The 22,064-nt window shown below is 39.8% G+C and carries 21 protein-coding genes and 1 riboswitch; of the genes, 11 read left to right on the top strand and 10 right to left on the bottom strand.

Annotated elements, in window-relative coordinates:
* Positions 1-4 precede the first annotated feature (4 nt).
* From JFU50_RS07735 to JFU50_RS07725, 3 genes are all read left to right on the top strand, one after another.
* Complete coding sequence (locus JFU50_RS07735; protein ID WP_057218282.1) at positions 5-574, top strand: nitroreductase family protein; 570 nt, start codon at positions 5-7, stop codon at positions 572-574.
* A gap of 207 nt (positions 575-781) precedes the next feature.
* Entirely contained in the window at positions 782-1,288 is a 507-nt protein-coding gene (locus JFU50_RS07730; protein ID WP_201183203.1) for an SEC-C metal-binding domain-containing protein, read from the top strand.
* A gap of 340 nt (positions 1,289-1,628) precedes the next feature.
* Positions 1,629-2,627, top strand: coding sequence for a S8 family peptidase (locus JFU50_RS07725; protein ID WP_201183201.1), 999 nt, complete (start codon positions 1,629-1,631; stop codon positions 2,625-2,627).
* Positions 2,628-2,670: 43 nt separating this feature from the next.
* On the opposite strand, the gene JFU50_RS07720 is transcribed toward JFU50_RS07725, so the two are convergent.
* The gene (locus tag JFU50_RS07720; RefSeq protein ID WP_201222333.1) at positions 2,671-3,333 is read right to left on the bottom strand and encodes a YcnI family copper-binding membrane protein; all 663 of its coding nucleotides are present in this window, start codon (positions 3,331-3,333) and stop codon (positions 2,671-2,673) included.
* A gap of 18 nt (positions 3,334-3,351) precedes the next feature.
* Positions 3,352-4,983, bottom strand: a complete 1,632-nt coding sequence (locus JFU50_RS07715; RefSeq protein ID WP_201222331.1) for a copper resistance protein CopC — start codon at positions 4,981-4,983, stop codon at positions 3,352-3,354.
* A 175-nt stretch (positions 4,984-5,158) separates the two neighbouring features.
* On the opposite strand from JFU50_RS07715, the gene JFU50_RS07710 reads away from it, so the two are divergent.
* Both JFU50_RS07710 and JFU50_RS07705 read left to right on the top strand, forming a co-directional pair.
* Positions 5,159-6,028, top strand: a complete 870-nt coding sequence (locus JFU50_RS07710) for a VOC family protein (protein ID WP_201222329.1) — start codon at positions 5,159-5,161, stop codon at positions 6,026-6,028.
* A 57-nt stretch (positions 6,029-6,085) separates the two neighbouring features.
* Positions 6,086-7,537 (top strand): cadherin-like beta sandwich domain-containing protein, encoded by a 1,452-nt coding sequence (locus tag JFU50_RS07705; protein WP_201222327.1) that lies wholly within the window; start codon positions 6,086-6,088, stop codon positions 7,535-7,537.
* Between the two features lie 89 nt (positions 7,538-7,626).
* Here JFU50_RS07705 and JFU50_RS07700 read toward each other — a convergent pair whose 3' ends face one another.
* From JFU50_RS07700 to JFU50_RS07690, 3 genes are all read right to left on the bottom strand, one after another.
* A complete protein-coding gene (locus tag JFU50_RS07700) occupies positions 7,627-9,252 on the bottom strand; it encodes a PAS domain-containing sensor histidine kinase (protein ID WP_201222326.1) in 1,626 nt (541 codons plus the stop codon).
* 115 nt (positions 9,253-9,367) lie between these two features.
* Complete coding sequence (locus tag JFU50_RS07695; protein ID WP_201183188.1) at positions 9,368-10,024, bottom strand: TVP38/TMEM64 family protein; 657 nt, start codon at positions 10,022-10,024, stop codon at positions 9,368-9,370.
* A 121-nt stretch (positions 10,025-10,145) separates the two neighbouring features.
* The gene (locus JFU50_RS07690) at positions 10,146-10,631 is read right to left on the bottom strand and encodes a QueT transporter family protein (protein WP_201183186.1); all 486 of its coding nucleotides are present in this window, start codon (positions 10,629-10,631) and stop codon (positions 10,146-10,148) included.
* 6 nt (positions 10,632-10,637) lie between these two features.
* Positions 10,638-10,682, bottom strand: a riboswitch (PreQ1 riboswitch).
* A 167-nt stretch (positions 10,683-10,849) separates the two neighbouring features.
* On the opposite strand from JFU50_RS07690, the gene JFU50_RS07685 reads away from it, so the two are divergent.
* Together JFU50_RS07685 and JFU50_RS07680 are read left to right on the top strand one after the other, a co-directional pair.
* Positions 10,850-11,371, top strand: a complete 522-nt coding sequence (locus tag JFU50_RS07685; RefSeq protein WP_201222325.1) for a YbaK/EbsC family protein — start codon at positions 10,850-10,852, stop codon at positions 11,369-11,371.
* A gap of 263 nt (positions 11,372-11,634) precedes the next feature.
* A complete protein-coding gene (locus JFU50_RS07680) occupies positions 11,635-12,447 on the top strand; it encodes a hypothetical protein (protein ID WP_056522703.1) in 813 nt (270 codons plus the stop codon).
* A gap of 184 nt (positions 12,448-12,631) precedes the next feature.
* Here JFU50_RS07680 and JFU50_RS07675 read toward each other — a convergent pair whose 3' ends face one another.
* Positions 12,632-12,928, bottom strand: coding sequence for a DUF3892 domain-containing protein (locus tag JFU50_RS07675; protein WP_053344256.1), 297 nt, complete (start codon positions 12,926-12,928; stop codon positions 12,632-12,634).
* Between the two features lie 278 nt (positions 12,929-13,206).
* On the opposite strand from JFU50_RS07675, the gene adhP reads away from it, so the two are divergent.
* A complete protein-coding gene (adhP, locus tag JFU50_RS07670) occupies positions 13,207-14,220 on the top strand; it encodes an alcohol dehydrogenase AdhP (RefSeq protein ID WP_053347932.1) in 1,014 nt (337 codons plus the stop codon).
* A gap of 77 nt (positions 14,221-14,297) precedes the next feature.
* On the opposite strand, the gene JFU50_RS07665 is transcribed toward adhP, so the two are convergent.
* The 3 genes from JFU50_RS07665 to JFU50_RS07655 are packed head-to-tail and all read right to left on the bottom strand — an operon-like array spanning position 14,298 to position 18,509.
* Positions 14,298-15,728 (bottom strand): sigma-54-dependent transcriptional regulator, encoded by a 1,431-nt coding sequence (locus tag JFU50_RS07665; RefSeq protein WP_201222324.1) that lies wholly within the window; start codon positions 15,726-15,728, stop codon positions 14,298-14,300.
* A gap of 4 nt (positions 15,729-15,732) precedes the next feature.
* Positions 15,733-17,349 (bottom strand): sensor histidine kinase, encoded by a 1,617-nt coding sequence (locus JFU50_RS07660; protein WP_201222323.1) that lies wholly within the window; start codon positions 17,347-17,349, stop codon positions 15,733-15,735.
* Between the two features lie 11 nt (positions 17,350-17,360).
* Positions 17,361-18,509 carry an iron-containing alcohol dehydrogenase gene (locus JFU50_RS07655; protein ID WP_098176995.1) on the bottom strand — a complete coding sequence of 383 codons (1,149 nt, stop codon included), beginning with the start codon at positions 18,507-18,509 and terminating at the stop codon, positions 17,361-17,363.
* A gap of 274 nt (positions 18,510-18,783) precedes the next feature.
* Here JFU50_RS07655 and JFU50_RS07650 point away from each other — a divergent pair, with 274 nt between their 5' ends.
* From JFU50_RS07650 to JFU50_RS07640, 3 genes are read left to right on the top strand one after another with little or no spacing between them, the layout of a single operon-like run.
* Complete coding sequence (locus JFU50_RS07650; protein ID WP_201222322.1) at positions 18,784-20,199, top strand: M28 family peptidase; 1,416 nt, start codon at positions 18,784-18,786, stop codon at positions 20,197-20,199.
* 52 nt (positions 20,200-20,251) lie between these two features.
* On the top strand, positions 20,252-20,413 hold the full coding sequence (locus tag JFU50_RS07645; RefSeq protein WP_201183177.1) for a hypothetical protein: 162 nt from the start codon (positions 20,252-20,254) through the stop codon (positions 20,411-20,413).
* Positions 20,413-20,607 (top strand): DUF5344 family protein, encoded by a 195-nt coding sequence (locus JFU50_RS07640; RefSeq protein WP_201183175.1) that lies wholly within the window; start codon positions 20,413-20,415, stop codon positions 20,605-20,607. Before JFU50_RS07645 ends, JFU50_RS07640 begins: the two co-directional genes overlap by 1 nt.
* 174 nt (positions 20,608-20,781) lie before the next feature.
* On the opposite strand, the gene JFU50_RS07635 is transcribed toward JFU50_RS07640, so the two are convergent.
* Positions 20,782-22,038, bottom strand: coding sequence for a DUF445 domain-containing protein (locus JFU50_RS07635; protein ID WP_201222321.1), 1,257 nt, complete (start codon positions 22,036-22,038; stop codon positions 20,782-20,784).
* Positions 22,039-22,064 lie beyond the last annotated feature (26 nt).

The following is a 22,064-nucleotide window of genomic DNA, read 5'->3' as shown; positions in this document are numbered from 1 at the left end:
TTACATGGAAACTATTGAAGCTATAAAAACGAGAAGAAGTATTGGGGTTGTTAAACAAGATCCGGTACCAAAAGAATTGATTGAACAAATAATTGAAGCTGGAACGTATGCACCTAATCATCATCGAACAGAGCCTTGGCGTTTTTTTGTACTAACAGGAGAAGGAAGAAATAAACTAGGGCAGGTCTTTGAAGAGATAACAAGAATTGAAAATGCAGATGATACCCCGGAGAGTTTAATAAGTAAGATGGAAAGACAAAAAAAGAATCCACTAAGAGCTCCGGTCATTATTGCAGTAGGTATTGAACCTAGTGATAAGAATAATGTCTTAGTATCCGAAGAATATGCAGCAGTGAACAGTGCCGTTCAGAATATGCTTCTTGCCGCACATTCTCTAGGTCTTGGGGCAGTATGGAGAACTGGCAAAATCACCTATAATACGAAGGTTCGGGAATTTTTCAACTTATCCTCAAAAGGAGAAATACTAGCATTCATTTACTTGGGTTATCCCGATATGGAGCCAAAACCGGCTAAAAAAACACCGATTGATGAATTGACTACTTGGATCGAATGAAAAATTAATGGGAAGTAAATATAGGAGCAGTTGCATCAGTATAAACACACTGCGGCAGCTGTTTTTTTGTTCGATAAGATTTCTTTAATAGGTTTTTACCATATAGGATTTTGGCTTTCTTATGCTTCGTTTCAAGTGACGATTGAGGTTTTAGGTTGTACAATACATAGGGTGAATAAATTTTGATGAATTAGGATGTGTCTATAGATGAGAACGATTGATCCATTTGAGATTCTAGATGGAAAAGCGATTAAATATTTGGATGTTTTTGGCGTTGAGGATGGAATTGCTTTAAAGAGTAAGTATGAAGATAAAACGTATTGGATATATGATTATTATTGCATGCATCAGACCTGTGATTGCCAGGAAGTGTACCTTGAATTCGTGGAGGAGCGCAAGACCACCAGTCAGGCCGGACAGCATTTTGGAGTTCGGGTTTCATTCCGAGATAATCAATTCGTCCTAGAGGATTATAATATTTCCAAGCAAAAGGCGATGGATATTGCTGAAGACACGTTAAAGTACAGTAAAGACGTAATGGAACTGTTTAAGAAGCGCTATCAGCAAATGAAGGAAAAAGGCTCACAAATTATCATGGAGAGTGCAAAAGCGGCTAAAATGCCACATGTTCATACAGAACCAGTCATCGGAAGAAATGAGCCATGTCTATGTGGCAGCGGGAAAAAATACAAAAAATGCTGCGGTGCAGCTTAAGTTCATTTAAGGGAGGCTGACTCGATTCGGAGTCGCTTCTTTTTTTTGAAATCTAACATGGAAAAATAGAATGATTTCATAAATAAAAAAAATACTATAGTATTACAGGAACGTTTGTTCTATAATGGGGGTACCAGATAATGACAAGAAGAAGAAATAAAAAGTAGTAATTTAGACGGAATTTTCCGAATACTCCTTTTTTATTTTCAAAAATCTGGTATATATAAGAGAGAAGAGTTTTTTGATCTCATCTCTTTCAACGGTAGACGGCAACCAGACGGGATAGAAGATCCCCCACTGATGGCAGTTTAACTTATTGAACGAAGGAAGGGGTAATCAAATGACAAAAGAAAAAAGATTAATACCTTACAAAGTTCTTGAAGTAATGGACACGGTTAAAGAAAAAATTCCTGAGGGTGTAGAGCTTGTGAAAGCCCCGGCAATTTGGGAAAAGAGCAATTATGGTGAAGGCGTGGTCGTTGCTGTCATCGATACAGGCATTGATAAAGAGCATCCAGACCTCAAAGAAAGAATTATTGGTGGAAAGGATTTTACCAATACCGGGGATTATCAAGATGATAACGGGCATGGAACACATGTCAGCGGTACGGTTTTGGCTGCCCTTAATAAAGTTGGAGTAGTTGGAGTGGCTCCGAAAGCAAGTATTTTAGCGTTGAAAGCCTTAAATGGAAAAGGACAAGGCGATATAAATTGGATTAATGGAGCTTTAGAGTATGCGATTAATTGGCAGGGGCCTAATGAAGAAAAGGTTTCAGTTATTTCACTTTCCCTCGGTGGTCCTCCAGATGAGGCGGAACATAAGCTTATTCAAAGAGCGCTTCAGAAAGATATCCTTGTTGTATGTGCAGCTGGAAATAGTGGGGATGGGCGTGATGAAACGGATGAATTGGATTACCCAGGGGCATATCCCGAGGTAGTGGAAGTCGGAGCCGTGGATTTAAGCAGAAATTTGGCGGATTTTTCAAATACAAATGATGAAATTGACCTGGTAGCGCCAGGAGTTGATATTCTCTCTACGTATCCAGGAAATAGATATGCTAGGCTGAGCGGAACGTCTATGGCAACGCCTCATGTAAGCGGTGCGGCAGCTCTTTTGAAAGTGATTGCTGAAAAGGAATTTGGCCGTAAGCTAACTGAAGCGGAATTATATGCACAGTTAGTGAAAAGTACAGAAGATCTGGGAATAAGCAAAAGAGCCCAGGGGAATGGGCTACTAAACTTAACAATAGCGGAACAAAGAGTTGAAAAATCCATTAAGATTACCATAGAATCAGAAAATCTTCAGTTACCAAGTAAAACGGTGGTCATGGAATATTAAAAATAAAAAAGGTGTCCCAAGAAATTTTGGGACACCTAAAAGATTATTTTTTACTTTTCCTAATGGCTGCTAAAAGGGCTACAATAGAGAGAATCAAAGATATCCCTGCAAGAGTAATGATCAGTGTTTCATTGTTATCATCTTCTGCTTTTGCAGAATCCTTTGAACTGTCGGCTGAATTTGAAGCTGCGTGATCACTTTTTTCTGCATGGCTATGGCCCTCAGATCCTGTATTAGCTTTGGAAGCTACCGAAATCTCAGTTACAGAATGCGGTAGGTTGGAGCTTTCATCTCCACTCCATTCAACAATTTCACCATCTTCATAATATTGAAAGGCATCCCAAGCTACATTTGTTTCTTCTTTAGGGTTTTGGGCAACGAATAAAAATTGCTGGAATTGTCCAGCGGCAATTCCTTCATCGGTCGCTTCCCATGTTACCGTTTTTACATGACCTTCTTTGTTACCTTCAGTTGTTACTTTCCACCCTGGTACAGGCTGGTAGCTTTCAAAAGTAATGCCTTTCGGTATCTTTAAAGTCACCTTGGTGGTGGCAGTTTCTTTTTCAACGGGTACTTTAAGTGTATAGGTTTCCCAAGCCTCAGGTGCAGATGAACTAGGCTTAACAGTAACGTGTGCATTCGCTGAACCAGAAAAAATGAATAGTGCAGCAAATGTAGAGATAAGAAGCTTTGAAATGTTTTTCATTTAAATAAATCCCTTCTGTTATGAATTTCCTACTAATATTGTAAAATCGGCATCAATTGAATCTAGACTTTCAGTTAATCCATGGACCTGAATCTTCCACTTTCCTGACATGGTTAGAATCGACTTGGATGTAAACGTACCTGTATTTTCTCCCTGAAGTTGAAGTTTTATTTCTCCTCCGCCGGTATCTACAGGCTCCATTATGATTGTAAGCTGTTCAACTTCGGTATAAGGCATGCCTTCATCATTGGATATGTTTACTTGGATTCTGTTTTCACCGACTTCATTGGGAGTTACCATTAACGTAACCTCATTATTTTCTGCAGTCATCAAAGTTTTCTCAATTGGTCCTGGAGAAGACATGGCCGTTTGGACATTTGTTAATAGAGCGGCTACAAGGAGAACGACGATTCCTACACCAAACTCTATTCCCACACTATAACCAAGTTTTTTTTCTTTCTTTTTCCCCCTGAAAAAATGAAATGCTCCTAAAACAATCATGACTAACATGAGACCAACTTTCGCAAGTAACAATTGTCCATATGTTGTTTTTAACAATGAATGGATAGTCGGTACATGCTGTAAGCTGCTATATATCCCGCTAACGATCAGTATGATTACAAACAGAAATGCCCATCTGGAAAACCTTTGAATGATTGACCAGTAAAATGTTTTCTTATCTTCTGTCTGCCGATCAGCAAGCCCAGGCAATATCACCAATAAGGCCATAAGGCCGCCCAACCATAAAGCCATGGACAATAAATGGAGGATATCCATCAAAACGGCCAGAACCTGATTAGGAACAGCTGCCGTATGTCCAATTGAAGCCTTACAAACCATCAAGCTGACTATTATGATGAAAGAAAGATAGGGTAGTGATTTATTCAGGGAGTTCTCTAGCATGAAATAAATCACTAAAAATAGAAAGAGCAATATTAGAATTTCAACGATCCAGATGGCTCCAAAGTTTGTAGCATTCAATACTTCTTTTATATAACTCACATTAAATGCATCAGTCCAACCTACGCCAGCGTCAATCGTCACCTTTAAAGGCAGACTGAAGAAGATGGAAAATGCTAAACCTGCATATGAAAGCCAAAGGTATAGACGGGCTCTTCTGCTGGCTTCAAAAAGGCGAGAATCCTTCATTAACGATAATTGGAAAAAAAGGATTCCGGTAAGGGCTGCAAAAGATATGTATTGAAGACTTTGCAGGAAAACGTTGATGGAATTCGGAAAACCTGCATTCATTTCGGGATTTTCTTGGTCTGATAGGCCCGCTGAATCTCCGAATTGAAAGGGGATTGTCCCTTCAATGGGGTGGCCATCACTCGAAACCACTCTCCATTTTATGTTGTAAATTCCTTCATCGAGAGTGCCTTTCCACTTAGCTTCCAGTATTTTTTCACTTTGTTCCGAGATTGTACTGTCTTGAATTTGTATTTTGTCCCCATCTTGGCTGAATACCTCAAGTGAATGGAAAGCTGGTTGTATATTCTCACTGAATTGAATGCTGATCTTTTCAGGAAGAGTATCCATTGCTTCATTTGGACTAGGATTAGAACTTATAACAGAAGCGTGACCAGAAGCCGTTACTGGATATAAAAGCAAACTGAATAGGCTGATAACCAGCCATAAATAATTCTTCATATTGGTGCGTCATCACCCTTTCATAAGATTATGCAAGCTCAGTATAAAATAAAAATGTGAAAAAACAGTGAAAAAAAAAATACTTATATAAGGAAATTAAGAAATACTAGAAAGAGATAAAATACCTATAATAAATTTACCACTTAACGTAACTAAAATGAAAAGAGGACAGAAAATGAAATTTCAAAGTTATCCCAACACCTATGTCGGCTATGTACATATCATTATAGAGGATTTATCGCGTAGTTTAAAATTTTATAAGGAGATTATTGGATTCGAAGTACTTGAGCAATCTGCTGATAAAGCAGTGTTAACAGCAGATGGGAAGACGCCACTACTGATTTTGGAACAACCAGATGGTGTAACACCGAAGCAATTGAGGACGACTGGTTTATATCATTTTGCGCTTTTAGTACCATGCAGAGCTGATTTGGCTAAGATATTACTGCACTTGATTCAATGTCGATATCCGCTGCAAGGAGCTTCGGATCACTATGTAAGTGAGGCCATTTATTTAGGGGACCCTGACGGAAATGGAATTGAAATTTATTGTGATAGGCCGGAAGAAACCTGGAAGTGGCAGAATGGGCAAGTCGAAATGGGTACGGAGGCCCTTGATGCAGAAGGACTATTAGCAGAAAATGATGAATCACCTTGGGCAGGTCTGCCAAGTGAAACCGTAATGGGCCACATTCATTTACACGTAGCAGACATTGGTGCTACCGAAGAGTTTTATACAAAAGGACTAGGCTTTGAAATTGTTGTACGATATGGAGGGCAAGCCCTATTTGTCTCTACAGGCAACTACCATCATCACATTGGCCTTAATACATGGAATGGAGTCGGGGCTCCTGCACCGGAGGCAACAAGTGTAGGACTGAAATCGTTCACGCTTATTTTACCAAGTGAAGAGGCACGAAAAAACACAGTAGAGCGATTACAGCAATTAGGATCATTTATAAACCAGGAGAAAGAAGCTGTTGTAACAAAGGATCCGTCAGGAAATGTCATCCATTTAGTCGTTCCCACATTAAGAAATAATTAAGGTTTCTTTGTTAACCTGACCCTACCACATTTGCAGGAATAATAGGGGGGATAGGCGTTGTTAAAGAAAAGGTTTAAAGAAAAAGGTGTGAAGGTGATCTTGGTCGGTTCTCTTGTGGGAATGGGAACGTTCACTTATATGCCTACAGCAGAGGCTACGGAGGATACAGCGGTCACACAGGGAGAGGCCCAAACGGTAAATACTCTATCTAAGCTCGAAATAGATGGTATAACATTGAATCAACAGTTTTCTGCTGATGTTTTAGAGTATAGTGCAACAGTAGGGAAGAATGTTGAAAAAATCAGCTTACTTGCTGAGAGTTCTAGTGAGACTGCTACCGTATCAGTGAATGGTATACAACTGACAAATGGGAAGGCTGAGGTTTTTTCTCTTCAAACTGGTAAGAATACGTTCACGATCACGGTCAGTGATGGGATAAATGAAACGACTACCTATACCATCCAGGTTGATAAATCGGAAAGCGATGACAACCTTTTAACTGCGATTGGATTATCAAAAGGTTCTTTAACATTTGATGCGTCTGTAACAGCTTATAAGGTTTCTTTGGCGAATAAAGTCAATACCATTACGGTGGCTCCAACAGTGAGTGACAGTACTGCAAGGGTAAACGTAATTGGAATAGATGCAACGAGTAAAGGAGTAAAGGTGAACCTTCCAGTTGGTAAGACAACGGTGAAGATTGTCGTTGCAGCAGAAAATGGAGATAAAAAAACATACACGCTTACGATTACAAGGGCTGCAGCTAAAGCAAAGAGAACCGAAGATAAGGATACCTCTAAAGGAGATGAAGCTAAAAAGGAATCTTCAACGGGAACAAGTAAAACTCAACCTTCCTCCGATAACGGTGACAAACCATCATCAACTCCTTCGGATTTATCCAAAGGTCAAGTGCTAAGTAGCCAAGCACCTAAAGCACAGCAGATTGCAAGCATTTCCACACAAAAACCCTTATCGGATTCTGTTAAAAAGGCAATTTCAGCTGGGTCCGTAGGTGAGGAAGGCAATACCACACCAGTGTTGAACACTTTGACAGTATCAAAAGGAACGTGGAACAAATCTTTTGATTCTGATGAGCATACATATCATATCGAAGTCGATAAGGATATTACCTCAGTCCAAATTGAAGCTATAGCTAGCGCAAGTGGAGCTACGATAAAATATGACGGTGAAAGCAGTAAAACCGTAACGATTAAGAATAAAGCTAAGACTGCAATTTCAGTTACAGTCTCAAAAGATGGAGCACGACGTACCTACGTCCTTGTTTTCGATAAAGATATCGATGTAGACATGGATGAGGAAGAAACTGTAGATGATGCCAAAACTGAAAAAGAGGCAGTAGTTGGAGCAAAACAAATGAGTACATCTAGTAAATCGGAAAACCTTAAATCCAATAACAGAGGTAGCCAGATGATGCCGATGGATAATCAATCAACAGAATCCATCTCATTTTTGGGGAAAATAAAGAAATTCGTTCTCTCTCTTTTTTAATATTACCAAGGGACTGTTTCAAAAAATTTGAAGGGGTCTTTTTTTAGACTACAAAAAAAGGACAAGATTTAATAGGCTTGTCCTGAAATTTATATTGGTAAAACAATTTTGACTTCGGTTCCATGATTTAGCTCGCTGTTAAAACGAACCTTTCCTCTGTGCGCCTCAATAATTCGGCAGCTAACGGTCAATCCTAGACCCGTTCCTCTTTCTTTAGATGAATAAAAAGGTTCTCCTAGATGTTTCAAACGATTTTTTTCGATTCCACTTCCATTATCCCTGATGGTTATGGAAAGGGTATTGTCTATTTGCTCGAAATCAATCCAAATGTGATCGGCGGAGGCCTCCATAGAGTTCTTAATCATGTTTATAAAAACTTGTTTGAGCTGATTTGCCTCACATGAAAGAAGCGGGATTTCATTTTTTACATCTATCGATATTTTTGTAGAATATGAGTCTGCCTCTGGTTTAAGCAAGGTTTTGACTTCATCCATCAGTCCAATAATTTGGTGTTTACTGAATGGGAGTTCCTGAGGTTTTGCAAGAACAAGTAATTCGCTTACAATCAGATTGATTCGGTCTAATTCACTGAGCATAATAGTGTAGTATTGTTCAAAGGGGTGGTCGCTCTTTTTAAGTAACTGGACGAATCCTTTTAAAGAAGTTAATGGGTTACGTACTTCGTGTGCTACACTGGCAGCAAGTTCACCGACTATTGACAACTTTTCGGTTCTTCTTAAGCGTGCTTCCGTTTCTCGGATTTGAGTTACATCTTTAGCATAGGTAATAATTCCGACTAATTCATTTCCAATAAGCATCGGGACAAATGTACATGAAAGTAAAAGAGACTCCCCGTATTTCGTGAGAAACTCTATATCTTTTCCTTTTTTTATCCCCTTTTGGTTTTCGACGACGTATTGACAGGATGTACGAATCAGTTCTTCATCTTCTGCGGAAAAGTTTAACTCAATAAAAGAGGCACCTTGGATTTCTTCTTGATGAAAGCCTGTAACTGTTTCAAACCTTGGATTGACGGTGGTAATTATTCCGGTTAAATCAAGCATCAGCATCGGATAAGGGTTGTGTTCGAACAATGATTTATAGCGCTGTTCACTCTCAAATAATTGATTTTCTGCGACAACTCTTTCAGAAATATCCCTGCCAATGACCACTAATCCTTTTCGGGAACCATCTTCAAAGAACAAAGGAACTTTGATGGTATCAAAGGTCTTATGATTGCCGTTGGGTAGCGGGATGATTTCCTCACACCGCGTAATCTCCTTTTTTATCCACGTTTCTTCATCTGAAATTTCACAGTAGATTAACGACTCTTTATAAAATTCGGAGTATTCTGCGAGCTCACTGTCTTTTTTCCCCTTATAGTCTACATGTTCCAATTGAAATAATTGCAGACCAAAGGTGTTGGATTCAAGCCATCGGCCATCTCCATCCTTGAAGTTAACGAAGTCTACCATTGAATTAATGAGCGTGCGACGACGCTGTTCCTCTTCTTTTAATTGCTTGAATTTTTCTCTTTTAGCCAAATAAAGAAATAAAATCAAGCCTATTGATAAAAGAAAAACAATTCCTTCTGCTCTTTGGAGTTGAATAAAGACCTCTTTGTTTTCAATATTAGTAGTTAAAAAGTAGTCGAACACGACTAGCGTAAGAATCCCAAATAGGATATATAGTACTAAAATGGAGCGTTTGGACATGGAGATTCTCCCTGATTTACGACATTTCAAAGGTTAAAAATACATACACATTTTAACAAACTATCAAAGAAAAATATATGCAGAATCATAAATAAAAAAACAGGAACCCTAACAGTCACCTGTTTTTCCTGAAGAAGGTTACTTTCTTTTTCTTCTTAAAGCGTTTATAGATAAGGAAAAATAGTAAGAAGAGGAAGGCGAGTACAGCTAGTGTATATTGGTTCATTTCCACAGATAGGAGACCATAAGGGATTAAGGATAGAAAGAAAAAGTATATAAGATTGCCGAGTGCGGTCGCTAATAAAAAATCCTTGAAGGTTACAGAACTGACTCCTGCTGCCAAGTTAATTAAACTTGTTGGTATGAGTGGGAATATCCTTCCGGTAAACACGTACATAAAGCCATGCTCTACAACGGATTCTTTCCATTTTGGGCCCATTTTCTTTAAGAGAGGTGCCTGAAACCAGTTCCTGGCTGCATAAAAAATGAATCCTGATGCAACGACACTTGTAACCCAACTCCATAGGTACCCATATATGAATCCAAATATCGCGACATTGATGGTTAGGAGTAAAATTAAGGGTATAATGGTAAAAGAATTTTGGACAATCATCAACACAAATGTCACAACAAAAGTAAGCAAAAGGTTTTCTGTCAATATGGTTATAACTGAATCCAAATCACTTTTCCAAACCATGGTGAACAATTCTGCATTGGAAACGATAAATATTACTATTACCAGTAGACCGATTAAGGTCAGTATTTTTTTCAAAAGGTCACCACCATTCATTCTAATAGTTTATCATCTTCAGGTTCAATGGTGAAAAAAAGAGCTTCCGCATGAAGCAGACAGCTCTTTTCCATTATAGTGGGCTAACGACGCAAAGATTCCTTTATAGCCACTTTTCAAACTGAATTCTTTTGTTCATTCCATAAATGATTGGCGCACCAATCAAGAGGACAACGCACTCACCGACAGCCGTGGTCATCCAGCTAAACCAGAAAGGTAAGCCAAAGGCAAGGTTCAGTTCAATTGCAATTAAAAACATTGTGAATGTGAAAAAGATAATCGTGGCGATCATTCGTCCTTTAATGCTTTTTATGAACCGAGATACAAAAATGACAAGCAATAAGGCGAGCACGGATTGCCCTACCCCAAAAATCAAATCATACGGCACCATCGGCGAAAAGAGCAGATTCGATATGAAAACGCCGCCCACTATGCCGTAGATATATTTTTTATTGAATACAATCAGATGATTCAACATTTCCGGTACACGAAATTGAAACATCTCAAAAGCTATTGGTTTAAACACCAATGAGACCGCCACATACAAGGCAGCCAATAACCCGTTTATCACAAGTGTACGAACATTCATTTTAATCTCTCCCTAGTTTTTTATCGTGGGATGGTTACGAACCACGGTTAGGCGTTTGCCCAATGATTAATAGTATCCCATGTAAGCTTGTTTCGTCAATTTGTAAAGAATGGTTTCAAAATAATAAGGTTTCAAGCTGTGGATGTCTCAATGATTTTGATTTATTGCAATAAAGGATGATATTATTTTTACATGTACTTCAAAGGAGTGGATATAATATGTCGATCGAGAGTGTCAAGAGCCATTTTAAAAAATGGAATCGGGAAGGCGATGTAATGGAGTTCGAAACATCGAGTGCTACGGTGATTGAAGCAGCAGAAACCATCGGTGTTATTCCAGCGCTAATTGCTAAGACTCTTTCCTTTAAGGGGGAAGGTGAGCATGCGATTTTGGTTGTTGCCGCAGGGGACGCAAAAGTGGATAATAAGAAATTTCGTCAGACGTTCGGTTTCAAGGCACGAATGCTGTCAGCTGAGGATGTGCTTGAGCAGACTGGTCATGCCATTGGAGGAGTCTGCCCGTTTGGGTTGGCAAATGACCTAGATGTTTTCCTTGATGTGTCGATGAAGCGCTTTGAGTCTTTATTCCCAGCATGCGGAAGTGCGAACTCTGCAATAGAACTTAAACTTGCTGAATTATTTGAATATTCAGGAGCAAAGGATTGGGTTGATGTTTGTAAGGCATGGGAAGAAGAGCAGAATGAGGAAGCAGCAGTAGGTAAGGCAGTTGATGGATTTTGATTTATCGTACCAAAAAGAACCACATAGAATGGAAATGAGTCCACTTGGGTGGACTTTATTTGTTGATAACGAGAGACATTACCTGTTCCCTTTTTATTACTGGGTTTTTAGTTATAAGCTTTTAACTTGTTCCGAATAGGTTTGCTCCCATTTTCTTCTGAAAAGTTGACCGCAGATGTAAATTAACGGTCTAATTAGGGGAGGTTTGTTCAACATGGCGCATAGGCAAATCGTTCAGAAAGTTCGTAAGTGGAGGGTAAAAGATGTTCAATGAAAGCTATAAAAAAAACAATAGCAGTTACCTCAGTCTTAAAACTCTTTATGAAGAAAATATCACGGTTAAGAGCATTGCCCAGGAACTTGAGTTTTGCCATAAAAACGATTTAGCACTGGGGATACAAAAAGAATTGGAAAAAAAGAATTTCGATATATTGGCGGTAGAGGATCAAGGGGAAATTATCGGATATATCGAAAGGCAAGAACTTGGTGAAGGTAAGATTGCGGAGTATTTGAAATGTTTTACACCAAGAGAATTGGTTTCGGACTCAACCCCTTTGATTCAACTTCTTCATATTTTTAAGAATAAAACGAGGGTGTTCGTGTTAGAGAATAATTCAATTAAAAAGTTGATTACCCACGCTGACCTTCAAAAGCCTCCAATCAGAATGCTGATTTTTGGATATATTACCCTTTTGGAAATGAGGATGAGCGATATCATCATGGATAAATTCGGGGATGACAGTTGGTATCCAATGATCAGCGGAGATCGTTTAGAAAAGGCTACCGAATTATATAGGAGGAGAATCGATAAAAATGAGGATATCAATTTAATAGAGTGTCTGCAAATCAGTGATAAATTCGATATCATTCATAAAGATCAGGAATTGAGGTTCTTCTTCCAAATTCCTTCTAAAAGTAAAGGAAAGAAAGATGCGAATGCCATTCGAAAATTACGGGATAAGATTTCTCATGCTAATGAACTTGGGTTGGACATGTCCTGGATAGAAATCATCGAAGTGGTGGAATCCTGTGGCCAACTGCTCGAAATCTCTGAATCCTATCGGTATGAAAAATAAAATGATGGTGAGAGACGTTTTAGGTAGACCATACTTCAAATAACTCTGCAATTTTTAAAGCAGAGCTGTAAAGCATCCTCAAGACGAACTGGAATTAAGGAGAACCAGCTACTATGCTGGTTCCTTTTTGTTTAACCCCCTGACAGAAAAAACTGCCCATACGTGAGGCAGCTTCTTCAAATAGTTAGAACTCCGGTAGTTCATCCAGGTTATTTTCCTTTACCCCATCGGGCTCACTCCGCAATATGTCACGGCCATATTTATGGAAGACATCAACATTGGCGAGGTTGCCTGCCTTAGCTTCCGAAAGAGCGGTGGGATAGTCAAGCTCCCGCCCAGAATTTGTTTTGATGGCAATAATATTGTCATCTTCATTTTTTCGTACTGCGATAATTTCTTCTTTTCCAGTTGTATCATGTTGGTTTACTTGTGGGGTTCCCTGCTGTTTGTAGGATTCATATGCTTTTTCAAATTGGTCCATGCTTGGACACCTCCTATTTATAGGGTGAGCTATTTGGTCAGCAATATACAAACCAGGTTTCGTCCAGATTGAGCCGCATTTTTGTCAAAATGGGCCGACTTTTCGGCATTTTTTTATGAAAAGACTGTTGTCCGGGCTTTATTCTTCTGGCATGGCACTTGCATCATAAATAAATGGAAGTGAGAAATATCCACTTAAAAAAGGGAGGAATATGAATCATGAATGTAAGACAAGGGGCAAGTACTGCGGATGCAAAAAAAATACAAGACGTTAAGACAATGAAGGCGGCGGTCGTCAATGAATTTAATCAAGAGCTTGAGATTAAAGATGTACCAATCCCTGAATTAGAATATGGTGAGATATTAGTGAAAATTAAAGCATGTGGCGTGTGTCATACCGATTTACATGCGGTACATGGTGATTGGCCGGTAAAACCGAAGCTGCCGCTTATTCCTGGACATGAGGGAGTAGGCATTATTGAGAAGGTGGCAGAAGGCGTTACTACATTAAAGGTTGGTGACCGCGTTGGGATTCCATGGCTTTACTCGGCATGTGGCGATTGTGAATACTGTCTGACTGGACGGGAAACGCTTTGCCTGGATCAATTGAATGCAGGATATTCTGTGGATGGCGGTTATGCGGAATATTGCAAAGCGCCAGCAAAATATGTGGTCAAGGTTCCTGAAGGTCTTGACTTTGCGGAAGTTTCACCGATTTTCTGTGCTGGTGTAACGACTTATAAAGCGCTTAAAGTGTCAGAAGCTAAACCTGGAGATTGGGTAGCAATCTATGGAATTGGTGGATTGGGTCATGTTGCTCTTCAATACGCGAAAGCTATGGGCTTTAATGTCATTGCCGTTGATATTCAAGATGATAAGCTTGATCTGGCTACAGAATTAGGAGCAGATTTCACGGTTAATGGTCTTAAGAGCGATCCTGTACAAGCCATTAAGGAAAAAGTTGGTGGAGTACAAGCGGCCATTTCTGTAGCGGTTACGAAAAAAGCTTTCGAACAGGCTTACAGTTCAGTTAAAAGGGGTGGAACATTGGTCGTTGTCGGATTGCCGAATGACGAACTTCCAATTCCAATTTTTGATACGGTACTAAATGGGGTGACTGTAAAAGGGTCAATCGTTGGTACAAGAAAAGATCTACAAGAAGCTGTTCAATTTGCGGCTGATGGCAAAGTAAGGACGAATATTGAAACGAGAACGCTTGATGAAATCAACGACGTGTTTCAAATGATGGAAAAGGGCGAAATCAACGGAAGAATCGTATTAACTTTAGAATAGAAATAAACAAACGAGGGAGTCCTAAAATCGGGCACCCTCGTTTGTTCTAGGTAGCTTATAAGAATTCTATAATTAGATTATGTCTGATTCTTCTCATTTAATATATATCGCAATTTTCTCATGGAGATCTGCAAACGCTTGGCCGCTTCATTTCGGTTTCCATAGGTTTTTTGAAGTGCCTGCATGACGAGTTCTTTGCCAATTGTAGATTCGAGTTGTTTGATTTCCTTAAGGATTTCCTCGAGCATTAGTTCATCTTTCTCATTAAAGTCGGCAACCAGCTGTTTACGCCATTCTTCGAGATGATTTTCAGTCGACTGATTCGCATTCGGCGGGTCTTTTTTTATTGGAATAACCTGGTTGGTAGATAGAAGGAGATCATTTGCCGAGATTTCCTGTTTATGGTCAGCAAGAGTGAGAGTTCGCATGATTACATTAGATAATTCGCGTATATTACCGGGCCAGTCGTATTGCTGTAATTTTTCAATAGCTTCATTGGAAAAGGAGATATCTGCCTGGCCAGTTCTTTCAACCAAATGTCGGACAAGGAGGGGAATATCTTCTTTTCTGTTACGCAAGGCGGGGATATCAAGAGTGACGACGTTCAGTCGATAAAATAGGTCTTCCCGGAATTTGTTTTTTTCAACTGCCTGCTGCAGACTTTCATTGGAGGCGGCTACTAAGCGGGCATTTGTTCTTAATGTCCCGCTACTTCCGACACGCATAAATTCCCGTGTTTCCAAAACTCGAAGCAATTTGACTTGTATGGCCGGACTCGCGTCGGCAATTTCATCGAGGAAAAGGGTGCCATTCCCTGCAATTTCAAAGAAACCTTTTCGTTGTTGGGTTGCTCCGGTGAAGGCCCCTTTTTCATGCCCAAATAATTCGCTTTCGAGAAGGGATTCCGAGATTGCTCCACAATTAATACCAATAAAGGGCTCGTGGCTTCGTGGGCTTGCTGAGTGAATGAAACGGGAAAGTACTTCTTTGCCACTCCCTGTTTCTCCCTCGATCAAGACATTGACGGATTTTTGAGCCACTTTGAAAGCCATTTCAATCAGTTCCTTCATTAATAAACTTTCTCCTACAATGAGACCCGACTCTTTGGCAAGGTTATGGATAAAATGTTGATTCAAATCGTCGTTTTCATTCAATAGGTTGTCAAGTTGCTTTTCCAATACTTCAATATCCACAAAGGGTTTTTCCATATAATCACTCGCTCCAAGTTTCATTGCCTCGACAGCGGTCTTGACTGTGCTGTATCCGGTCATAATCAGTGCCTTGCAAAGCGGTTGTTTTTGTTTCAGATGCTGCAGGAGAGAAAGGCCATCACAATCTGGAAGCTTTAGGTCTATCATCGCGGCATCAAAGCGCTGCTGATTAAAATCTATTTGGTGAAATTCCTTTCCACTGTTCACGACCTGTACGTGATATCCTTTCATCGAAAAAAGGCGGGATAAAAAGGTACCAACTTCTTTTTCATCGTCTACCACAAGTAAATTAATCATCTCATCATCTCCTTTCATCTTCTGGCTGCAAGGGAAGCCTCAGGAAAAATACACTTCCTTTTCCAGGTGCGCTTATTACGTCAATTTTGCCTCCATGGTCTTTCGCAATGCCAAGGCTCACAGATAATCCTAGGCCTGTACCTTTTTCACGGTCCTTAGTCGTATGAAAAGGATGAAAAATGAGCGGCAGCCGCTCTGCTTCAATCCCAGCCCCGTTATCAGCAACCTTCACCACCATGAATTCTTCTTCAGAATAGGTATGAATCGTAATGGATTTTTCCGATATATCACAATCATCCAATGCATCCTTGGCATTCAATAGCAAGTTGATGATTATTTGTTCTATCTGAGGCTGGCTTCCCTTTATGAAAGGAAGATCTTCCTGAAGGGAAAGATGAAGGGAAATTTGTTTCTTCCCTAGTTGAAACTTCAGAAGGTTCATTACCTGATGTATGGCCTCGTTAATAGAGTAATAGTGGAATCTATATTCATCTTGACGGGAAAAGGTAAGTAAGCTTTTCACGATTTGCCTGCACCGGTCGCCGCAATTTTTAATATCGTTTAGAAGCATATAATCTTCGTTGTCTGGTAAAGTGTTCCGTAATAAAAGCTGTGAGTTTCCAAGAATGGCCGTTAATGGGCTATTCAATTCATGGGCAACTCCAGCTGCCATTTCGCCGATGGCTCCGAGCTTGCCTGCATGTAACAATTGAGCTTCCATCTGTCTTCTCTCGGTGACATTTTTATAATAAGCAATGACTCCATAGACCTGTTGATCCTTATTTTGAATCGGATAGGCATGCATTTCCAAGATCGCTTCAGGCTGAAGCAAAATTTCTTGAAACCCTGGCTTATCCTGTACAAAGGTCTCTTGAATCAGTGTCTGAGATTTCTCAATTAAAGGACTTAAGTCAAAAAAAGCTCTGGCTGCATCATTTGATTGGTAGACTTCTCCTTGGCGATCAAAGACGATGATCATATCTTCGACGGCCTTAAAGGTATCCTCCCATTCTTGTTTGGAATGGAGAACTTCTTTATAGAGCTGGGCATTCTCCAAAGTCAGTGCAAGCTGGTTGGAAAGTTGCTCAAGAAAATCCAACTCATCTTTATGCCACGTTTTCTTTTTCTTTCTGCCGAAGGTCCAAACCCCTATTTTTTTATTTTTCCCATACAGGGGCACCAATAGAAGCGTTTCAATCTCAAGAGATAGCAGTCTTTTTTTTTCCGGGAAGTCTTGTAGCATTTTGATTTCCACCTGAATGGATTGTTCGTCTTTCAAGGCAGATGAGAAGTCCTGAAAAGGGTGTAATAGGTTGTTGGATTCAATTTCAAGCTCGCATTGGCCATTAGGACAAATATGGAGAAGAGTTGGTTCTTCTTCGTATAAAATGACAAAATGACTGTCATCGAATGTAATTAGGTGCTTGAGTTTTGAGATAACATTTCGGAGAATTTCGTGAATATCCATGTCTATATTCATGTTTTTAGTGATATCGTTCATAATTTCAAGCTGCATATTTTTCTTCTTCAACTGATCCACGGTTTTCTTAAGTTCCGTGTAATATGTTTTTTTCGAAGACTTAACGCCTGTCATTAAATCGATCAACTCAGATTTGTTCATGTTTTCACCTCTTATAGGGCTGTAAGGAGCAACTGCCTAATCTGTTCTAATGACATATCCCGAGGGTTCGTAATCATGCAGGCATCCTCGAGGGCGGTCATTCCTATTGTATCAATCATGTCTTTGGTAATGCCCACGTCACCTAGGCTCCTGGGTGTCCCGATATCCTGGGACAAGTCCCTTACAAAGTGTACGGCAGCGGTGCCGGCTTGCTGCTCAGTTAAAGCTCTCGTATCAATCCCCATGATCTCTGCTATTTGGCTGAATCGCTTCGGGGCCGCAATTCGGTTGAAGTCCATGACATGGGGAAGAAGGATAGCATTGATTTCACCATGCGGAAGCAGGTACTTTCCGCCAATGGCATGTGAAATTGCATGGGCTGCTCCCAATATGGCATTGGAAAAGGCAAGACCGGCTTGCAGGCTGGCCATCGCCATCGCTTCTTTTGCTTCCTCATTATGTTTAGACGCAACGGAAGGGCGTAGGTAACGGGAAACAATGGACAAGGCGTTTTTGGCTTGTACATCGGTCAAAGGTGTTGCAGCGATAGATACATAAGATTCAATGGCGTGTGTCAAAACATCCATTCCAGTAGCGGCGGTCAAATCTGCTTCTAAGGTCGTTAAGGTAGCCGGGTCAACAATCGCAATATCAGGAACGAGGGATTTTGAAATGATCGTCATTTTTTTCTCCCGGAACGAATCGACAATCACAGAAAACTGTGAGACTTCCGAACCCGATCCGGCAGTGGTCATGATCATCACCATAGGGGGTAGAGGAGAATGGACTTTATCAACCCCTTCATAGTCACTGATGGTTCCACCATTCGTTGCCAAAAGGGCGATCCCTTTTGCAACATCCAAGGCACTGCCTCCCCCCACACCTATGATGGCGTCGCATTCATGATCATTAAAAAATAAACAACCGGCTTCTATCTCCCTGTCTTTCGGATTGGTCGTCGTTTCAATGAAGGTGGCAAAAGCAAGCCCCGCATTTTGGCAGGCTTCCATGACAATATCAAGCCAACCAGCATTGGCTACACCGGAATCACTAACTATCAGTGTCTTTTTGGCACCCAACCGCAAGCAAGCCTCGCCAGCTTGTTCAATAGAACCTTTTCCAAAAATAACTTCCGGCATCACAAATTTAGTTATCGACATCTTCGCGCCTTCTTCCCTGATTAAAGTCATTTTCTCTTTGTACTATTTTCCCGAAGAAAGGCGAAAATCCTGTTTGAATCGCAGGAATTTTTATATAATGTGACAAATTATTAAATAAAATACAACTTTTGGTATAGATCAAATTTCCTGCTAGTTTCTTAAATTTGTAAATTTGTTACTTAAGGCACAGATTAATAGGGATAAACCTACCTAGTTAGAATTTTCTGTATATTGTAAAATAATGGAGGGAATCTATTAAACTGGGAGGCAATCTATGAAAAAACAATTTCTATCCTTATCATTAGTCGCAGCATTAACATTCGGGGCAGCCGGAACCACTACTACTACTGCTACTGCTTTAGCGACACCGCATTCTTCTCCAGTACATCAGGCGCCATCCACAGACAAGCAAATCGTTAAAAGGATCGATGTCGACAAAATCTACAAGAATATTGAATACCTTTCACAAACACCTCGAGTAGCCGGGACGGAATCTGAGTATAAGGCCGTCCAGTTCATCAAAAAGCAATTTAAATCTTATGGCTATAAAGCCGATATTGAAGAGTTCAGTTTTTTATCCTATACAGACCCAAATCTGGTCGAGCTGTCCGTTGACGGATTTGATGGGGAAATCCAATCAAACCATTTAACCTATTCAGTAAATGGTGATCTATCCGGTGAAATGGTATACGCCGGTTTAGGAACGAAGGAAGAGCTTGAAAAAGCGGGTGTTACAGGGAAGATTGCCCTTATTCAAAGAGGCAGCCTCACTTTTGCAGAGAAAGTATTGAATGCAGCAGAAAAAGGAGCAGCGGGTGTCATCCTATTCAATAATGCAGATGGGGAATTAAATGGGACACTTGGAGGGGCTAATGATAAGTATATTCCATCTGTCACGATAACGAAAAAGGATGGAGAAGCCCTGCTTGAAAAATTGAATGCTGGAGTTAAGCTAACGGCATCATTAAAAATTGAAGGGGCTTATTCTGGAGAAAAAACCTCTTATAACGTAGTGGCCACAAAAAAAGCAACCAAGAACAATAAAGCAAAGAAGAGCGATATCATTTATATCACAGGTCATCATGATTCCGTCGCCGGGGCACCTGGAGCGAATGACGATGCATCAGGAACGTCCGTTACACTTGAACTTGCACGTGTTTTGAAGAATCTTCCTACAGATACGGAAATTCGTTTCGTTACCTTTGGCGCCGAGGAAAATGGATTGCTAGGTTCGCAGCATTATGTGGACAACCTCTCTGATGAAGATATCAAGCGGACGATTGCTAACTTCAACCTAGATATGGTAGGAAGCAGGGACGCTGGGGATTTGGTTATTTTGACTAATGATGGAGAAATGAACCTTGTAACCGAGCTGGCTCAGGAATCAAGTACAAGACTGAATGGTGAGCCGACTCCATATGGACAAGGCGGGCGAAGTGACCATGTATCTTTCGCTGAGGCTGGGATTCCCGCTGCTTTATTCATACACAGTCCATCAGAACCTTGGTATCATACTCCTGATGATACCATTGATAAAATCTCAAAAGAAAAGCTTCAAGATGTTGCTGAAATTGTCGGCACCGCTGTCTATGACCAAGCTAAATTGGAAGCTAAAAAACCTAATCCAAATCATAAAAAAGGGAAAAAGGTGAAAGCGCCGCATTTATTTGACGAAAAGGAATTGAGATAATTCATTAAAAAAGGTATGAATTTTAGAGGGTGCAGCTTGCACTCTTTTTTTTATGTTTAAAAATGGAAAAACCACGATGCTGAATATAGAGAAAAAAGCTATGAGTGCAGCAGGCACCATAGCGCATGAAGCGGATGCTCTTTTAGGAAAAGGAGAAGCCGTCATTGATCAATTGGAAAGTAAAATATCATATTTAAAAGGGTGGTTGTTTTAATGACGACAATCAAACTGAATCATCCTGCCGTAACTAAGCAATTGGAATTCACCTCGAAGTGGATTGATCGTGAAACCAACCTGAAGAAGGTCTTTGAGCAATATATCAAAATCGTCCAAAAAAATGTAGAAGATACGATATTGTTATTCTTAGTCAAAATCTCATTAGCTTTGGCAAAATCATTTCCCCATTAAAAAGCCCTTAAGGTTAAGGGCTTATCATCATTGCTATTACGACTGAGGCAGCGAATCAGCACGAGTCCGAAACTGAGAGAATCAGTGCCAAAAGAACAAACTAGAAACCGGATTCGATCTGGTAACGGCAGCAAGCTGCAAGAAGCTGAAACCATATCGGTCGCAGCGCCGGAATTATACCAGCTTAAGTAGAGCCTGTATACCTGTTAGGATAATCCCTATTATAAAACCACAAACCGCTCCGTTCACACGAATCCATTGTAAATCTTTTCCTACACCATTTTCCATCATATCAATTAGAGTTTCGTTGTCTAGCTTATCTAAATTTTCTTGTACAAGATTGCCGATCTGCGTATGATTATTTTCAATGAGAACAGTAATTTGTTTCTGAATCCAATTATCAATGTGGGTGCTATTTTCTTTTATGTTGTCTAGTATGTGATAAATCAATGGAGTAAGATAAGTATCCATGAAATTTTTATCTTCAACGAAATCTAATGCATCTTGTTGAATTTGTTGTAGACTTCCCATTATTGCTGCTTCAGGTTCCCATTTTGTTAGAAGTTGTTTTTTCCATTTTTCAACTCCTTCTAACAGTTCCCGGTTATGGTCAATGCCTTGTATCTCTTTCCTGATATATAAGATTAAAGCCTCTCTATTTGGTTCTTCCTCGTTTTGTAAATTATTTACGACACTTAATAAAAGGTTTTGTATGATATTCCCAAGTTTCTCTTCGTTAAGTAGACTTTGAATGGATTTAACGGCAAACTGAAGCATACCATCTAGTTCAATCTTACTAAGTACATCCATGGAAACAGTGCCTAGTTGGTGACTTGTTTGTTTTTTTCTTAACCAATCTTCAGCTTTTTTCAAAACATGATCCAAAGCTTTCCTATCAAATTGTTCATTAAGTAGCTGTGAACTTACTAAATGAAGAAGCTTGCTCATTTCTATGTTAGAAAGTGTAGCTTCAATTTTTTTTGCAACGAAAGGTGTAATCTTTTCAATATCTATATAACAAATCATTTGCTTGATAAGTTTAATAAGAACTTTTCTAAAAGCATCACTTTGTATCTCTTTTACTAAAATAGGGATCAATTTTTCTGTAAAAGGAATATGTTTTACTTTGTCTTGAATACTTTCCTTTGAAAGCCAGTCATTTTTTAACATCGAAACAAGTGCATTTGTCATTCTTTTACGATTGTTGGGCAAAAGAGCTGTATGAGGGATTGGTAATCCAAGCGGATGGCGGAATAATGCAGTGACTGCAAACCAATCTGCTAATCCACCAACTAGACCTGCCTCAAACCCTCCATGTAATAAATCTAACGGCAACGAACCTTGAAATGGAGTGGTTGCAATATAACCCAACCCCATGATAATTAGTGAATATCTAGCAATTTTTCTTGACGATTTTATTTTTGGTGACATTATATTCCCTCATCCTTAAAATGATA

Origin of the sequence: Peribacillus sp. TH14 (genome assembly GCF_016651145.1) — a bacterium.
Taxonomy (GTDB): domain Bacteria; phylum Bacillota; class Bacilli; order Bacillales; family DSM-1321; genus Peribacillus; species Peribacillus butanolivorans.
The sequence above is the reverse complement of the archived record's forward strand: the minus strand, read 5'-3'. Positions and strand labels throughout refer to the sequence as shown.

What these genes read in the sequence shown, in the direction of transcription:
- JFU50_RS07735 (WP_057218282.1), top strand. Translation starts at nt 5, where the DNA reads ATGGAAACTATTGAAGCTATAAAAACGAGAAGAAGTATTGGGGTTGTT.
- JFU50_RS07730 (WP_201183203.1), top strand. Translation starts at nt 782, where the DNA reads ATGAGAACGATTGATCCATTTGAGATTCTAGATGGAAAAGCGATTAAA.
- JFU50_RS07725 (WP_201183201.1), top strand. Translation starts at nt 1,629, where the DNA reads ATGACAAAAGAAAAAAGATTAATACCTTACAAAGTTCTTGAAGTAATG.
- JFU50_RS07720 (WP_201222333.1), bottom strand. Translation starts at nt 3,333, where the DNA reads ATGAAAAACATTTCAAAGCTTCTTATCTCTACATTTGCTGCACTATTC.
- JFU50_RS07715 (WP_201222331.1), bottom strand. Translation starts at nt 4,983, where the DNA reads ATGAAGAATTATTTATGGCTGGTTATCAGCCTATTCAGTTTGCTTTTA.
- JFU50_RS07710 (WP_201222329.1), top strand. Translation starts at nt 5,159, where the DNA reads ATGAAATTTCAAAGTTATCCCAACACCTATGTCGGCTATGTACATATC.
- JFU50_RS07700 (WP_201222326.1), bottom strand. Translation starts at nt 9,252, where the DNA reads ATGTCCAAACGCTCCATTTTAGTACTATATATCCTATTTGGGATTCTT.
- JFU50_RS07690 (WP_201183186.1), bottom strand. Translation starts at nt 10,631, where the DNA reads ATGAATGTTCGTACACTTGTGATAAACGGGTTATTGGCTGCCTTGTAT.
- JFU50_RS07685 (WP_201222325.1), top strand. Translation starts at nt 10,850, where the DNA reads ATGTCGATCGAGAGTGTCAAGAGCCATTTTAAAAAATGGAATCGGGAA.
- JFU50_RS07680 (WP_056522703.1), top strand. Translation starts at nt 11,635, where the DNA reads ATGTTCAATGAAAGCTATAAAAAAAACAATAGCAGTTACCTCAGTCTT.
- JFU50_RS07675 (WP_053344256.1), bottom strand. Translation starts at nt 12,928, where the DNA reads ATGGACCAATTTGAAAAAGCATATGAATCCTACAAACAGCAGGGAACC.
- adhP (WP_053347932.1), top strand. Translation starts at nt 13,207, where the DNA reads ATGAAGGCGGCGGTCGTCAATGAATTTAATCAAGAGCTTGAGATTAAA.
- JFU50_RS07665 (WP_201222324.1), bottom strand. Translation starts at nt 15,728, where the DNA reads ATGATTAATTTACTTGTGGTAGACGATGAAAAAGAAGTTGGTACCTTT.
- JFU50_RS07660 (WP_201222323.1), bottom strand. Translation starts at nt 17,349, where the DNA reads ATGAACAAATCTGAGTTGATCGATTTAATGACAGGCGTTAAGTCTTCG.
- JFU50_RS07655 (WP_098176995.1), bottom strand. Translation starts at nt 18,509, where the DNA reads ATGTCGATAACTAAATTTGTGATGCCGGAAGTTATTTTTGGAAAAGGT.
- JFU50_RS07650 (WP_201222322.1), top strand. Translation starts at nt 18,784, where the DNA reads ATGAAAAAACAATTTCTATCCTTATCATTAGTCGCAGCATTAACATTC.
- JFU50_RS07645 (WP_201183177.1), top strand. Translation starts at nt 20,252, where the DNA reads ATGTTTAAAAATGGAAAAACCACGATGCTGAATATAGAGAAAAAAGCT.
- JFU50_RS07640 (WP_201183175.1), top strand. Translation starts at nt 20,413, where the DNA reads ATGACGACAATCAAACTGAATCATCCTGCCGTAACTAAGCAATTGGAA.
- JFU50_RS07635 (WP_201222321.1), bottom strand. Translation starts at nt 22,038, where the DNA reads ATGTCACCAAAAATAAAATCGTCAAGAAAAATTGCTAGATATTCACTA.